Consider the following 14241-nt stretch of genomic DNA (forward strand, 5'->3'; position numbering starts at 1 on the left):
ATGACGGTTACCGTAGCCATTGTCGGTCGTCCCAATGTGGGCAAATCTACCCTGTTCAACCGGCTGGTGGGCCGCAAGATCGCGCTTGTCGACGACACGCCGGGCGTCACGCGAGATCGGCGCGAGGCCGAGGGCCGTATTGCCGACCTGACGTTCAAGGTTCTCGACACCGCCGGTTATGAAGACGTGCGCGACGGCAGCCTCGAGGACCGGATGCGCCAGCAGACGGAGCTCGCCATTCGCGAGGCCGATGTCATCCTTTTCATGATCGATGCGCGCGCTGGTGTCGTGCCGCTCGATCAGCGCTTCGCGCAGGTGCTGCGCAAGGCCGGCAAGGCCGTGCATCTGGTGGGCAACAAGGCCGAAAGCTCTTCTGCTGAGGCCGGCCTCGTCGAGGCCTTCAAGCTGGGCTTCGGCGAACCCATTCCACTGTCGGCCGAGCATGGCCTCGGTCTGTCCGAACTCTATTCCATCGTCTCGGCCGCCATCGATAAGGTCGCCGCGCAGCATGCGGCCGATGAGGCTGCGGCCATCGACGATCTGGACATGATGCCCGAAGTCGATGTGGACATCACCCCGGACATGCTCGAAGGGGAGGGCGAGGACGCCACGCTCCGCTGGAATCCCCGCCGTTATCTCAACGTGGCCATTGTCGGGCGTCCCAATGCCGGCAAGTCCACCCTCGTCAACCGCATGGTGGGCGAGGATCGCGTTCTGGTCGGCCCCGAGGCCGGCATTACCCGCGACAGCATTCTCGTGCCGTGGGAATGGGAAGGCCGCACCATCAATCTCGTGGATACTGCCGGTATCCGTCGCCGCTCGCGCGTGCATGAAAAGCTCGAAAAGCTGGCGGTGGGCGACAGCCTGCGCTCCATTCAATATGCCGAAGTTGTGGTGCTGCTGCTCGACGCCACCATTCCGTTCGAAAAACAGGATCTGGCGCTGGCCGACCTGGTCGAGCGCGAGGGCCGGGCCATGGTCATTGCACTCAACAAGTGGGATCTGATCGAGGACAAGAACAAGGCTCTGGCCGAACTGCGCGAGGCCTGCGAGCGCCTGCTGCCGCAGCTGCGCGGCGTGCCGCTGGTAACGCTATCGGGCCTTACGGGTCGCAATATCGACAAGCTGATGGACGCAATCTTTTCGATCGAGCGCAGCTGGAACTCCCACGTCTCGACCGCGCGCCTCAATCGCTGGCTTGCGGGCATGGTCGAAGGCCATCCGCCTCCGGCCGTTTCCGGGCGCCGGCTCAAGCTGCGCTACATGACGCAGGCCAAGACGCGACCGCCCAGCTACATCATCTTCGCGTCCCGCCCCGAAGCCGTGCCCGCCTCCTATCAGCGCTACCTGGTCAACGGCATGCGCGAGGCCTTCGACATGCCCGGAACCCCGATCCGCATGTGGCTGCGCGGCGGAAAAAATCCGTACGCCAACAAGGATTAGGCGTTTTGGCGGACCGGGCGGTCGGCCAATGTTTATCCATTGGCCTATTCCATTCCGGCCTGTCTGCCGTATAGTGCACGCCGTCGTAGCACCCCGCCATTGGTCGCGGCGTGTCAACATTGCACTTTGTTGCTTACAGAAATCCTCATCGTCGTCGTCCTCACTCTGGTGAACGGCGCTCTGGCCATGTCTGAACTGGCCGTCGTTTCTTCCCGTCCCGCCCGTCTCAAGGTCTTGGCCGAACAAGGCAACAAGGGCGCTGCCATGGCCATCAAGCTGGCCGAGGATCCGGGCAAGTTCCTCTCATCCGTGCAGATCGGCATTACCCTTGTCGGTATCCTTTCCGGTGCTTTTTCCGGCGCCACGCTGGGCCTGCGCCTGTCCGAGTGGCTGCGCGAAGTCGGCGTGCCCGCCAATATTGCCGATATCGGCGGCACGGGCCTCGTTGTCGTGGCCATCACCTACCTGACCCTGATTCTGGGCGAGCTGGTGCCCAAGCAGGTCGCGCTGCGCAATCCGGAGGGCGTTGCTGCCCGCGTTGCGCCGCCGATGACGCTGCTGGCCCGCATCGGCACGCCGATCGTCTGGCTGCTCGATATCTCCGGTAAGACCGTCCTGCGCCTTCTGGGGCAGGGTGGCCAGGCCGAGGAATCGGTAACCGAGGAAGAGGTTCGCACCATCATCGCCGAGGCCACCACGGCGGGCGTGCTGGAAAGCGGCGAACACTCGATGATTTCCGGCGTCATGCGCCTCGCCGATCGGTCCGCGCGGGGCATCATGACGCCGCGACTGGACGTCATCGTGGTCGATGTCGAGGACAGCTTCGAGGAAAACCTCAAGATCATCGTCGGCAGCAGCCATTCCAAGGTTCTGGTGCAGGAAGGCGACGCCGATTCCATTCTCGGTGTGCTGTCCCTGGCAGATCTCCTGCCGGCTCTGGCATCCGGTCAGCAGCCCGACCTGCGCAAGCTGGTGCGGTCGGTTCCTGTTGTCATGGAACATGCCGATGCGCTCGACGTCATCGATGCGATCCGCCAGTCGACCGCACAGATGGCCCTCGTCGTGGACGAGTATGGCCATTTCGAAGGCATCATCACCTTTGGCGACGTGCTCGAAGTCATCACCGGTGTCTATATCGAGGAGCCTGGCGACGAGCCGGCGGTCGTCGAACGTGCCGATGGCTCCTGGCTGGTGGCTGGCTGGATGCCGGTGGACGATTTCCGCGAACGCTTCAAGGTGCCGATCCCGCGGGAAGTCCGCTTCGAAACCCTGGCCGGCTATGTGCTCGCCAGTCTCAATCATCTGCCCGCGGTCGGGGAAACCTTTGAGCGCGATGGCTGGCGGTTCGAAGTCGTGGACCTTGATGGACACCGGATCGACAAGGTGCTGATCGCGCCGCTGGTCGTGCCCAGCTAAACAAAAGGCCCGGGAAACCGGGCCTTTTCTTATAACTTCATTCCAAACCACACCGCGCCATCTTCGCGCAGCCGCGTGAAGCCACTGCGGCTCCAGAAAGCCATTCCGCCCTCGTTGCGGGCGCTGGCCCCCAGGTGAATCCCTGTGACGCCCTTCGCGCGCGCCTGGTCGATCCAGAGGCCGAGCAGGCGGGAGCCGACGCGCTGGCCGCGCAAGTGCGGCAACAGGTTCATGTGGATATGGGCCGGATAGTCGCGCACCAGATCCTCGGGCGACCGGTGCGGCTGCATGATCGCACCGATCCGGCCTTGGTCGGCCTCGGTCATGTCATCGGCACTGGCATAGCGCGCTTGCAGGGCAGGCCACCATTCCGTGTCCAGGCGATCCGCAAAGCGATCGGTGTCGAGTGTGCCCACGACATAGCCCCCAACGCCGTTCTCGTCCTCGGCCACGAAGACATTCTCCGGCTCCAGCACACCATAGGGGGCGGCGTAGATATGCCCGATCAGGTCGAGATCGTTGTGCAACGGGGTGGCGTCGCGTCCCGAATCGCCCGTCTTGACGCAGATCGTGTAGAGCGCGTCGAGGTCGAGCGGGGAATAGGGGCGCAGGATCACCATGTCAGATCTCTTCGAACTGGCCCGTATCCACGTTGAACAGGCGGCCCTGCTCGTCGAGCGTCGGGCTCAGCAGGTCCACTAGCCTCGGGACGATATCGGCCGGAGTGGGCAGGGTCTCGGGATTCTCGCCCGGCATGGCCTTGGCCCGCATGGCGGTACGGACGGCGCCCGGATAGAACACATTGGCGCGCACATTGGTCTGCGCGACTTCGCCAGAATAGGATTTCACCAGCGCGTCGAGTGCCGCCTTGCTCGCGGCGTAAAGCCCCCAGAACGGCCGGGCGGACCGGGCCGACGAAGATGATACGAAAACCGCGCGGCCCGCCTCGGCCTGGCGCAGCAACAGGTCCAGGGAGCGCAGCAGCCGGTAATTGGCCGTCACATTGACCGACAGGACCTTGTCGAAATCGTCGGGCTTGATATGGGCGACGGGGCTCAGAACCCCCAATTGACCGGCATTGGCGATAAGACCGTCCAGATGCCCCCAGCGCTCGAAAATCGCGGCGCCGAGGCGGTCGATGGCGTCGCCGTCGCGCAGGTCGAGCGGCACCAGGGTTGCCGAACCGCCCATCTTCTGGATTTCGTCGTCGAGGTCTTCAAGACCGCCAACTGTGCGGGCCACCGCGATCACGTGTGCGCCGCGCCGGGCCGCTTCCAGCCCGGCTGCATAACCGATGCCCCGCGAGGCACCCGTGACCAGCACCACCTTGCCGGCCAGTTCCATAGTCTCAGTCATCAACCCGCTTCCTTGAGCAGCGAAACCTGCTTGGGGTCGCTCATGGTCCCGCCATGCAGATCGGTCAAGTGCGTGGGATAGTCGCCGGTGAAATAATGGTCGGTAAACTGCGGCTGCTTGGCGTTTCGCTTTTCCCCGCCCACGGCCTCGTAAAGGCCGTCGATGGACAGGAATTGCAGCGAATCGGCGCCGATATAGCGGCACATTGCATCCAGGTCCGCATATTGATTGGCCAGCAGCTTGTCCGGATCAGGCGTGTCGATGCCGTAATAATCGGAATGGAAGATCATCGGGCTGGCGACGCGGATGTGAACCTCCGTGGCACCGGCATCGCGGATCATCTGCACAATTTTGACCGACGTCGTGCCGCGCACGATGGAATCGTCGATCAGCACCACACGCTTGCCGGCGATTTCGGCGCGGTTGGCCGAATGCTTGAGCCGCACGCCGAAGGCCCGGATCTGCTGGGTCGGCTCGATGAAAGTGCGGCCGACATAATGATTGCGGATGATCCCCAGCTCGAACGGAATGCCGCTCTGCTGCGCAAAACCGATGGCTGCCGGCGTGCCGCCATCGGGAACCGGGACAACAACGTCGGCCTCGACCGGCGCTTCCTTGGCCAGGTTGATGCCCATGTTCTTGCGCGCGGTATAGACGCTGCGGCCGGAAACCACGGAATCGGGGCGGGCGAAATAGACATATTCGAACAGGCACGGCCGTTCTGGGGCCTTGTGGGCCGGTTTGCGCGCATCGATCTTGATCGAGCCATCGGGCTGCATCTCGCAGATGATGACCTCGCCGTTTTCCACGTCGCGGATATATTTGGCTCCGATGATGTCGAGCGCGCAGGTTTCCGAGCAGAAGATCGGCTTGCCGTCGAGCTCGCCCATCACCAGCGGCCGGATGCCGACCGGATCGCGCGCGGCGATCAGCTTGGTGCGGGTCATGGCCAGCATGGCATAGCCGCCTTCCATCTGCCGGACGGCGTCGATGAACCGATCGGTGCTGGACGAATGTCGGGAGCGGGCGATCAGGTGCAGCACCACTTCGGTGTCCGAAGTCGACTGGCAGATCGCACCCGTGGCGATGATCTGCCGGCGCAGCGTCAGCCCATTGGTGAAATTGCCGTTATGGGCAATGGCGATGCCACCGACCTCGAGCTCGGCGAACAGCGGCTGTACATTGCGCAGCGCCACTTCGCCCGTGGTCGAATAGCGGGTGTGGCCGATTGAGATGTGGCCCGGAAGCTTGGCGAGGACGGCGGGGTCAGTATAGTGGTCGCCCACCAGGCCCATCCGCTTTTCCTGGTAGAATTGCCTGCCGTCGAAGCTGACGATGCCGGCCGCTTCCTGCCCCCGATGCTGCAGGGCATGCAGGCCTAGGGCCGTCAGGGTGGAGGCGTCGTCATGCCCCAAAATGCCAAACACGCCGCACTCCTCATGCAGCGTGTCTCCATTGAGATCGAAAACGTCATCGTTCCAATGGGTCACCGGACTCTCCATGCCAACTGGCTTTCTGGGCACTGCAGGCTCCCGTCTGGGGCCTGATCAGCGCAACGAAACTCGGGCACCGGGTTCGCTCAGCGTTCGCCAGGAGCGCGGGGCGGGCTCAGTGTGTCGCCAATAGCGCATTTTCCTGTCGGCCACCAATGACATGTGCGGTCGGCAGGCTTGCGGCGGATGCGCTTCCCGCCGTGCCGGCTCAGGCTTGCGGGTCGACGACGGTGTCGGTCGGGTCGACGGTGCCGTCGAACTCAGGATTGGCCGCGCCATCTTCGAGGGGGGCCGTGGGAGCCGGCGGGTCCTCGGTCAGGTTGGCGCCGCCACCCTGAAGAATGTCGGTGACCTGCTGTTCCAGTCCCTCGGGCAGCATCGAGATCAGCGTATTGCCCATGTCGCGCAGATGCGGCAGCGACTGAGAATTGGCCGCCCAGTCGGGCAGGTTGTTGGGCAGCAGCCACAGGCCAAAAATGGTGATGACGATGGCGATAAGTATGCCGCGCAGCACACCGAACACGAAGCCCAGCGTGCGGTCGATTGGCCCGATCCGGCTGTCCACGACGAAATCGGCGATGCGCATGGTCAAAAGATGCAGCACGATCAGCGCCACGATGAAGGTCACGACCACCGTGGCAATGTCGGCCACGACGGGCTCGGCGATATATTGCCGGGCGATGTCGGGGTGATATTGCCACATATAGACGGCAATGGCGGCGGAACCAGCCCAGGTGGCCAGCGACAGCACTTCCCGGGTCAGGCCCCTGGCGGTCGCCAGGATCGCCGAAATCAGAACCAGTACACCCACACCAACGTCGAACGCTGTCAGCATATAATCTTCGCCTGTTTCAAGCCGCCTGCCGAGTTGGGGCGACCAATAAACACTTTAACGCCCCCTGCCAAGACCAACCGCCAATGCCGGTCTCGATCTCCCCGGAAACAATGCGTTTACCAGGATTCGGGCTCTGGCTCCGGAATGGCTCGCTTGCCCTGGGCGGCGATGCGGCTCACCATGTCGCTCAATTGCGCGTATTCGGTGACGTCTAGCCCATTGTTGCGATCCGCATTGCCAAGCTTGCCGGTGACCACAGAGCCGAAGCCCAGCTTCTGTGCCTCGCGCAGGCGCAGCCCGGCATGAACGACTGGCCTCACTCCGCCCGCCAGCGAGATTTCGCCGAAATAGACGGCATCCGCGGGCAGGGCTGCGCCAGTCAGCGAAGAAATCAGCGCCGCGGCCACGGCCAGATCCGCCGCCGGCTCGTTGATCTTGAGGCCTCCCGCGACGTTCAGATAGATGTCGTTGGCCCCGATCCGCACGCCGCAACGCGTCTCCAGCACAGCAAGAACCATGGAGAGGCGCGAGGAATCCCAGCCCACCACCGCCCGGCGCGGCGTGCCCAGCGGGGAGGGGGCCACCAGCGCCTGGATCTCAATGAGCAGCGGGCGCGTGCCCTCCATGCCGGCAAAGACGGCAGAGCCGGCGGCATCCTTGTCGCGCTGGTCGAGAAACAGCGCGGACGGATTGGCTACCTGCTCGAGCCCGCGTTCGGTCATGGCGAACACGCCGATTTCGTCGGTGGCGCCATAGCGGTTCTTCACCCCGCGCAGGATGCGGAACGTATGGCTCGAATCGCCCTCGAAATAGAGCACCGCGTCCACCATGTGCTCGACCACGCGGGGCCCGGCAATCTGTCCGTCCTTGGTGACATGGCCCACAAGAACCACGGCCGCGCCGCTCTTTTTGGCCAGCCGGGTGAGGGCCTGGGCCGAGGTGCGGACCTGCGTCACCGTTCCGGGCGCCGAATCCACGCGGTCGGTCCACAGCGTCTGGATGGAATCGATGATCACCAGGTCCGGCGGCGGACCATTTTCCAGCGTCGCCAGGATGATCTCGACATTGGTCTCGGCGGCCAGCAGCACGCCCGCCTCGCCCAGCCCCAGGCGTTGCGCGCGTAGGCGCACCTGCGCCACAGCCTCTTCGCCCGAAACATAGACGACCCGCTTGCCCTTGTTCGCCAGGGCCGCTGCAGACTGCAGCAGGAGCGTCGATTTGCCGATCCCCGGATCTCCGCCCACCAGCAGGGCCGAGCCCTTGACGAAGCCGCCGCCGGTCACCCGGTCGAGTTCGGCCATGCCGGTCACGACACGTGCCGCGCTCTCGGTTTCCCCCGAAAGCGGCACGAGATTGGCGGGCCGGCCATTGGCCTTGGCGGCCTTGGGTCCCGCGCCCACGCCCGAATCCATGATCTCCTCGACGAGCGTGTTCCATTCCCCGCAGGCGTCGCAACGCCCCTGCCAGCGGCTCGAGACGGCGCCACAGGACTGGCAGACGAAATGGGATCGGGATTTGGCCAAGGCGATATTCCGGTTCAATTCGAACGAGGTTTAAAGCCGGCTCTCCCGCCTGACAAGAACAAAAACAGAACTTGGATTCAGGTGGCCTGGCAATGCCTAGTCCGGCAACCGTCCGTCGCCGACATAATTGCGGCCATAGCGCCCCTTGAGGCTGGTGAGCAATTCGTAGCCGATCGTGCCGCCGGCATCGGCCTGGTCGTCGAGCGGCACATTAGGGCCGAGCACTTCGGCGCCTTCTCCTGGCATTGGCAGGTCCGAGCCCAGCTCGGTGACATCGACAATGGTCAGGTCCATCGAGATCCTGCCGACGATAGGGCAGAGCTTGCCGCGAATGAAGGCCTTGCCGCCCGGCCGCTGGTTCGAGCTCGACAGCGAGCGCAGGATGCCGTCGGCATAGCCATAGCCGAGCACGGCCAGCCGAGAATTGCGGTTGAGCGTATAATTGGCGCCATAGCCAACCGTTTCCCCGGTGCGGCCCTCGGTAATCTGCAGGATCGGTACGTGCAGCGTCACCACCGGCTGCATCGGATTGCGCCGGCCATTGACGGCTCGCCCGCCATAAAGGGCGATGCCCGGCCGCACCATCTGGAAATGGTAGTCGCGGCCAGTCATGAGCCCGGCCGAATTGGCAAGCGAAGCTGGAATTGCGGGAAATTGCGACATGACCGAACCGAACAGCGCTAATTGCGTCCGGTTCTTTTCGTGGTTTGGCGTATCCGCGCAGGCCAGGTGGCTCATGATCATCTGCGGCGCAAACCCGAGCTGTCCGATGCGTTCGCGCACCTGCGATGCTTCGCTCAGCCGGAAACCGAGCCGATTGATGCCTGTGTCGAAGTGAAACGCGGCCGGATAGGCCTCATTGCGCTCGATGCACTTGTTCAGCCACTCTTCCAGCATGCCCATCGAAGACAGGACCGGCATCAGGTTCTGCCGGATATAGAGATTGGCCGCGCCCGGATAGAGCCCATAAAGCACGAAGATATGCGCATCGGGCACGGCGGCGCGGACCGCCATGCCTTCATCGGGTGTGGCGACGAAGAAGAAGCGGGCGCCCGCCGCGTGCAGGGCGCGGCTCGCGCTCTCGATGCCCGTGCCATAGGCATCGGCCTTCACCACCGCAGCGGTAAGGGCTCCGGCGCTCACCTTGTCCAAGGCGCGCCAGTTGCGGGCCAATGCGCCCAGATCGATGCTTAATTGGCCGCCCAGGCCCGATGTCAGCGTCATGCCTATTCCATGCGTTCAGGCAGGTAATCTGCCCGAGCAAGGTTACCAAAGCGGGTAAACTGCGCCTCGAAGCTGAGCTGCACCGTGCCGGTCGGACCGTGGCGCTGCTTGGCGATGATCACTTCCGCCTTGCCATGCACCTTTTCCATCTCTCCCTGCCAGGCCAGATGCTCGGGCGTGCCCTCCTTGGGCTCCTTGTTCTTGAGATAATATTCCTCGCGGTACACGAAGAGAACCACGTCGGCGTCCTGCTCGATAGACCCCGATTCGCGCAAGTCTGCCAGTTGCGGATGCTTGTCGTCGCGCGCTTCCACCTGTCGGGAGAGCTGGGACAGCGCGATCACCGGCACTTCCAGTTCCTTGGCCAGCGCCTTCAGCGTGGTGGTGATTTCGGTCAGTTCCTGCACGCGGTTCTGGCTCGATGCCTTGGACGAGCCGGACAGCAGCTGCAGATAGTCCACGATCAGAAGGTCGAGGCCCTTTTGCCGCTTGAGGCGGCGGGCACGGGCGGCCAGCTGGGCCACCGAGATGCCGCCGGTATCGTCGATATAGAGCGGCACCTTGCTCATCATGTTCGACACGTCCACCAGCTTGGCGAACTGGTCGTCATGTATGCGGCCGCGGCGAATGTCGGAGGAGGAGATTTCCGCTTGCTCGGCCAGGATACGGGTGGCGAGCTGTTCGGAGCTCATTTCGAGGCTGAAAAAGCCAACCTGGCCGCCATTCACCGTCTTGCTGTGCCCATCGGGGGTTATCTCCCCGCGCCAGTTCTTGGCGACGTTATAAGCGATATTTGTCACGAGCGAGGTCTTGCCCATGGCCGGACGACCGGCGAGCACGATCAGGTCGGAACGCTGTAGTCCGCCCATCTGCCTGTCCAGGTCGTGCAGGTCGGTGGCGACGCCCGAAAGTCCGCCATCGCGTTGAAAGGCTTCGCCTGCCATCTGGATGGAGGCACTGAGCGCGGCGCCGAAGGATTGAAAACCTCCGTCATAGCGGCCCTTTTCCGCCAGCTGGAACAGCTCGCCTTCGACCTTCTCGATCTGCTTGACCGGGGTCATCTCGACATCGCTGTCATAGGCGACCGAGACCATTTCCTCGCCCACCTGGATCAGGTTGCGCCGGATGGCGAGATCATAGATCGCCTGGCCATAATCGCCGGCATTGAGCACGGTCGTCGCTTCCGCCGCCAGCCGCGACAGATATTGCATCATGGTGACGTCGGGCAGCAGCTGGTCGGGCAGGTGGGTCTTGAGCGTCGCTGGTTCCGCGGCCTTGCCGGCGCGGATGATCTTGCCGGCCAGCTCGTAGATTTCCCGGTGGATCGGCTCGTAGAAATGTTCGGGCAGCAGGAAATCAGCAACGCGGTAGAAGGCGTCGTTATTGATCAGGATGGCGCCCAGCAACGCCTGTTCGACGTCAACATTGTGAGGCGCCGTGCGGAAGGTCTTGTCTTCGGCAGCGGGGTGTAGGCGTGCAATCTCGGCCATGACGGTTCCTTGCGGTTAACCTCTCTTAACCACGCGACTCGGGCATGAGTCTTGGCTAACGGCAGCACGGTTAATGTAGTGAAAACACGGTCTGTGAACACCGGGGACAACGGGGATTGTGATCGGCAGGCCTTGTAAGCCCTCTGGCCGATTCTCCTTTGCCTCTGCAGACGCACTCCCCGACAAAGGAAAAGGCCGGGCAGAGTGCCCGGCCTTTCGAACCATTCGATCCTGGGATCGATCAGTCTTCGAAACGGTCTTCGGCAGCAGCGTCGGCCTGACCAGCGGCGAAATCGCCGGCTTCGTCGGCTTCGAACGTGTGCACGGTAACGTCTTCGCCGGCAGCCTGGCGATCGGCTTCGTCAGCCGAACGCGCCACGTTGACGGTGATCGAGACTTCGACTTCCGGGTGCAGAGCGAGCGAAACGGTGTGAACGCCGACCGACTTGATCGGTTCGGGCAGTTCGACCTGGTTGCGCTGCACGGTGAAGCCGGCGTCAGCCAGGGCCTCGACGACGTCACGAGCGGCGACCGAACCATAAAGCTGGCCGGTTTCGCCGGCCTGGCGGATCATCACCACGGTGGTGCCGTTCAGGCCTTCGGCAATGCCGGCGGCTGCGTTGCGGCGCTCTTCATTGCGCTGCTCGATGTGAGCGCGTTCGTTGTCGAAACGCTTGCGATTGGCTTCCGTGGCGCGCAGGGCCTTGCCCTGGGGCAGCAGGAAGTTACGGGCAAAGCCGTCCTTGACGGTGACTTCGTCGCCGATGGTGCCGGTGCGGCCGACGCGCTCGAGCAGAATGACCTTCATATTCTTAAATCCTTTGGCTGTCCCGCCTCTGGGGCGGTTAGGAGCCGCGAACCATTCGCGACTCCAGCGTTTGTGCCCGAAGACACAGGTTCCTTCGCAGGAAGCCGTTGGGCTGACGTCAGATCGTCAGCACAGCGCGTTTACTGGACGGCGTAGGGCATCAGGCCGATGAAGCGGGCGCGCTTGATGGCGCGGGCCAGTTCACGCTGCTTCTTGGCCGAAACGGCAGTGATGCGGCTCGGCACGATCTTGCCGCGCTCGGACACGTAACGGCTCAGCAGGCGCACGTCCTTGAAGTCGATCTTGGGCGCGCCCTCGCCCGAGAACGGACAGGTCTTGCGACGACGCTGGAACGGGCGGCGGGCCTGGGAAGTGGTAAGGTCTTTAATAGCCATTTTTACTCGTTCCTTATCTTAGAAGCGGCGCGGGCGGCGTTCGCCGGAAAAGCCACCACGGTCGCCACCGGGACGGCCGCCTTCGCGGTCATCGCGATCGCGCTTCTGCATCATCGCGGACGGGCCTTCTTCCAGCTCGTCGACACGCACGGTCATGAAGCGCAGGATGTCTTCGTTGATGCGCATCTGGCGTTCCATTTCGGCAATGGCAGCGGCCGGAGCATCAAGGTTCAGCAGCGTGTAGTGCGCCTTGCGGTTCTTGCGGATGCGGTAGGAGAGGCCCTTCAGGCCCCAATATTCGTTCTTGGTGACCTTGCCGCCACCCTGGGCGAGAATGTCGGTCAGCTGGGTGGTCAGCTCTTCAACCTGCTGCTGGGACACGTCCTGGCGAGCAAGGAAAATGTGTTCGTAAAGGGCCATTGATGCGCCTTCCTTTCTAGTTTTACGTCGCAATGCCTGGCGCGGAGCCCCTTCGAAGCCGGAAAGGCGTCAAAGCAGTCTTGCAAAGAGCGGGAACACGGGAGGCCGGGTCCGTCGGACCCTGTTCTTGCAAAAGCAAAAACCCTCCGTTCAGCCCCCGGCCAAACGAATTGCTGGCGTCCGTTTAGTGCAGCCGGCCCGCAAAGGCAAGGCCTTCCGCCATTCTTGCCTCCCTCATGATCCCGCCGGGCGGTCGGTCTTTGCCACATCTTTGCCGATTATTGTCCATTAGAAGGCCGGCCGCGTCGCAAGACGCAGCATGATACGAGAACGAAGATGACCAAGACGCTTCTGCCCGCCGCCGCCCTGCTCGCCGCGTTCGCTTTGGCCGCCTGCGGGGACGCGCCCGACAATGCCGCCGCCCAACCGTCCCAGCCGGCCGTCTCTGTAGAGACCCAGCCGGATGGCTCCTCGACCGTGCAGATCAACGTGCCCGAATCCATGACCCCGGCGCTCGATGCCCTTTCCAATCCGCAGCAGGCCCTTGAGGATTTGCGCTCCCGCGCCGGCTCGATGACCGAACAGGCCAAGCAGGACGCCGTGGTCAATGCGCGCAACGCAGCCGAGTCCGCGGCGCGCGCACTTGGCCAGACCGAAGTTGAAATCCAGCAGGCCGGTGATGTCGCCGAACGCAGCGCCCGCGACGCGCTGGGACTGCGCTAATCGTTGAAAACCCCGCCAGATGGGCCTTCGTCGCTGCCGGCGGGGGGGCCGCGCCTTGACTCTGCCACACGCACAAGCCAAAGCCCGGCCAACTGGACAGTCCGCTGTCGGATTGTCACATTCATTGTGAGAGGGGGCCGTCATGTCCAATTCCGCATTCACTTTCCCGGGTCAGGGCAGCCAGGCTGTCGGCATGGGCAAGGAACTTGCAGCAGCCTATCCCGAAGCGCGCGCCGTGTTTCAGGAAGTCGACGAGGCCCTTGGCGAGCGCCTGTCGGCCACCATGTTCGAAGGCCCCGAGGACATTCTGCGCCTCACCGAGAACGCCCAGCCCGCTTTGATGGCCGTCAGCATGGCCGTCATCCGCGTGCTCGAGGCCAAGGGCGTCCACCTCAAGGACCATGCCAGATTCGTCGCCGGTCATTCGCTGGGCGAATATTCCGCCCTCTGCGCAGCCGGCACCTTCAGCCTCACGGACGCCGCGCGGCTCCTGCGCACGCGTGGCCAGGCCATGCAGAAGGCCGTGCCGGTCGGTCACGGCGCCATGGCGGCCCTGCTGGGGCTTGACCTCGAAACCGCCCGCGCCGTCGCTGACGAGGCCGGGCAGGGCGAGGTCTGCGACGTGGCCAACGACAATGCGCCGGGCCAGGTCGTGGTGTCCGGCGCCACGGCCGCCGTCGAGCGCGCCGTCGAGATCGCCAAGTCCAAGGGCGCCAAGCGCGCGCTGTTGTTGCCGGTGAGCGCTCCGTTCCACTGCTCGCTCATGCAGCCAGCCGCCGATGCCATGGCCGCAGCGCTGGCCGAAGTACAGATGAATGCCCCCGTCGTGCCGGTCGTCTCCAATGTGCTTGCCGCGCCCATCTCCGATCCGGACGAGATTCGCCGGCGCCTCGTCGAGCAGGTCACCGGCGTCGTCCGCTGGACCGAGAGCGTCGCCTGGCTGACCGGCGCGGGTGGCGTCTCCACTTTGCTCGAGATCGGCACCGGCAAGGTTCTCACTGGCCTCGCCAAGCGCATCGCACCCGATGCCACGGCCCAGGCGATCGGCGCTCCGGCCGACATCGATGCCTTTGCCGCTCAGGCTGGCGCTTGAATCGTTCTCTGAAGTGCTTGAT

At 63.7% G+C, this 14241-nt stretch carries 14 protein-coding genes; 4 read left to right on the forward strand and 10 right to left on the reverse strand.

The window, feature by feature from the left end; translation table 11 throughout:
* Together der and VE26_RS03955 are read left to right on the forward strand one after the other, a co-directional pair.
* A complete protein-coding gene (gene der, locus VE26_RS03950; protein ID WP_046103849.1) occupies positions 1 to 1443 on the forward strand; it encodes a ribosome biogenesis GTPase Der in 1443 nt (480 codons plus the stop codon).
* Positions 1444 to 1572: 129 nt separating this feature from the next.
* Entirely contained in the window at positions 1573 to 2859 is a 1287-nt protein-coding gene (locus VE26_RS03955; protein ID WP_084619927.1) for a hemolysin family protein, read from the forward strand.
* Between the two features lie 29 nt (positions 2860 to 2888).
* Here VE26_RS03955 and VE26_RS03960 read toward each other — a convergent pair whose 3' ends face one another.
* From VE26_RS03960 to rpsF, 10 genes are all read right to left on the reverse strand, one after another.
* The gene (locus VE26_RS03960; RefSeq protein ID WP_046103850.1) at positions 2889 to 3479 is read right to left on the reverse strand and encodes a GNAT family N-acetyltransferase; all 591 of its coding nucleotides are present in this window, start codon (positions 3477 to 3479) and stop codon (positions 2889 to 2891) included.
* A gap of 1 nt (position 3480) precedes the next feature.
* Positions 3481 to 4215: an SDR family NAD(P)-dependent oxidoreductase gene (locus VE26_RS03965; protein WP_046103851.1), complete on the reverse strand. Its 735-nt coding sequence runs from the start codon at positions 4213 to 4215 to the stop codon at positions 3481 to 3483.
* Entirely contained in the window at positions 4215 to 5705 is a 1491-nt protein-coding gene (gene purF / locus VE26_RS03970; protein ID WP_425283818.1) for an amidophosphoribosyltransferase, read from the reverse strand. Before purF ends, VE26_RS03965 begins: the two co-directional genes overlap by 1 nt.
* Positions 5706 to 5916: 211 nt before the next feature.
* Complete coding sequence (locus tag VE26_RS03975) at positions 5917 to 6543, reverse strand: CvpA family protein (protein WP_052715650.1); 627 nt, start codon at positions 6541 to 6543, stop codon at positions 5917 to 5919.
* Positions 6544 to 6659: 116 nt separating this feature from the next.
* Positions 6660 to 8066, reverse strand: coding sequence for a DNA repair protein RadA (gene radA, locus VE26_RS03980; protein ID WP_046104993.1), 1407 nt, complete (start codon positions 8064 to 8066; stop codon positions 6660 to 6662).
* Between the two features lie 96 nt (positions 8067 to 8162).
* Complete coding sequence (gene alr / locus VE26_RS03985; RefSeq protein ID WP_046103853.1) at positions 8163 to 9290, reverse strand: alanine racemase; 1128 nt, start codon at positions 9288 to 9290, stop codon at positions 8163 to 8165.
* Positions 9291 to 9292: 2 nt separating this feature from the next.
* Positions 9293 to 10780 carry a replicative DNA helicase gene (locus tag VE26_RS03990; RefSeq protein ID WP_046103854.1) on the reverse strand — a complete coding sequence of 496 codons (1488 nt, stop codon included), beginning with the start codon at positions 10778 to 10780 and terminating at the stop codon, positions 9293 to 9295.
* A 241-nt stretch (positions 10781 to 11021) separates the two neighbouring features.
* Entirely contained in the window at positions 11022 to 11588 is a 567-nt protein-coding gene (gene rplI / locus VE26_RS03995) for a 50S ribosomal protein L9 (RefSeq protein ID WP_046103855.1), read from the reverse strand.
* Positions 11589 to 11728: 140 nt separating this feature from the next.
* Entirely contained in the window at positions 11729 to 11983 is a 255-nt protein-coding gene (gene rpsR / locus VE26_RS04000) for a 30S ribosomal protein S18 (RefSeq protein WP_046103856.1), read from the reverse strand.
* A gap of 18 nt (positions 11984 to 12001) precedes the next feature.
* Positions 12002 to 12403, reverse strand: a complete 402-nt coding sequence (gene rpsF, locus VE26_RS04005) for a 30S ribosomal protein S6 (protein ID WP_046103857.1) — start codon at positions 12401 to 12403, stop codon at positions 12002 to 12004.
* A gap of 336 nt (positions 12404 to 12739) precedes the next feature.
* On the opposite strand from rpsF, the gene VE26_RS04010 reads away from it, so the two are divergent.
* Positions 12740 to 13126, forward strand: a complete 387-nt coding sequence (locus VE26_RS04010; protein WP_046103858.1) for a hypothetical protein — start codon at positions 12740 to 12742, stop codon at positions 13124 to 13126.
* A 142-nt stretch (positions 13127 to 13268) separates the two neighbouring features.
* Complete coding sequence (fabD, locus tag VE26_RS04015) at positions 13269 to 14219, forward strand: ACP S-malonyltransferase (RefSeq protein WP_046103859.1); 951 nt, start codon at positions 13269 to 13271, stop codon at positions 14217 to 14219.
* Positions 14220 to 14241 lie beyond the last annotated feature (22 nt).

Origin of the sequence: Devosia chinhatensis, from assembly GCF_000969445.1 — a bacterium.
In the GTDB taxonomy this organism is placed as follows: domain Bacteria; phylum Pseudomonadota; class Alphaproteobacteria; order Rhizobiales; family Devosiaceae; genus Devosia; species Devosia chinhatensis.

What these genes read in the sequence shown, in the direction of transcription:
- der (WP_046103849.1), top strand. Translation starts at nt 1, where the DNA reads ATGACGGTTACCGTAGCCATTGTCGGTCGTCCCAATGTGGGCAAATCT.
- VE26_RS03960 (WP_046103850.1), bottom strand. Translation starts at nt 3,479, where the DNA reads ATGGTGATCCTGCGCCCCTATTCCCCGCTCGACCTCGACGCGCTCTAC.
- VE26_RS03965 (WP_046103851.1), bottom strand. Translation starts at nt 4,215, where the DNA reads ATGACTGAGACTATGGAACTGGCCGGCAAGGTGGTGCTGGTCACGGGT.
- VE26_RS03975 (WP_052715650.1), bottom strand. Translation starts at nt 6,543, where the DNA reads ATGCTGACAGCGTTCGACGTTGGTGTGGGTGTACTGGTTCTGATTTCG.
- alr (WP_046103853.1), bottom strand. Translation starts at nt 9,290, where the DNA reads ATGACGCTGACATCGGGCCTGGGCGGCCAATTAAGCATCGATCTGGGC.
- VE26_RS03990 (WP_046103854.1), bottom strand. Translation starts at nt 10,780, where the DNA reads ATGGCCGAGATTGCACGCCTACACCCCGCTGCCGAAGACAAGACCTTC.
- rplI (WP_046103855.1), bottom strand. Translation starts at nt 11,588, where the DNA reads ATGAAGGTCATTCTGCTCGAGCGCGTCGGCCGCACCGGCACCATCGGC.
- rpsR (WP_046103856.1), bottom strand. Translation starts at nt 11,983, where the DNA reads ATGGCTATTAAAGACCTTACCACTTCCCAGGCCCGCCGCCCGTTCCAG.
- rpsF (WP_046103857.1), bottom strand. Translation starts at nt 12,403, where the DNA reads ATGGCCCTTTACGAACACATTTTCCTTGCTCGCCAGGACGTGTCCCAG.
- VE26_RS04010 (WP_046103858.1), top strand. Translation starts at nt 12,740, where the DNA reads ATGACCAAGACGCTTCTGCCCGCCGCCGCCCTGCTCGCCGCGTTCGCT.
- fabD (WP_046103859.1), top strand. Translation starts at nt 13,269, where the DNA reads ATGTCCAATTCCGCATTCACTTTCCCGGGTCAGGGCAGCCAGGCTGTC.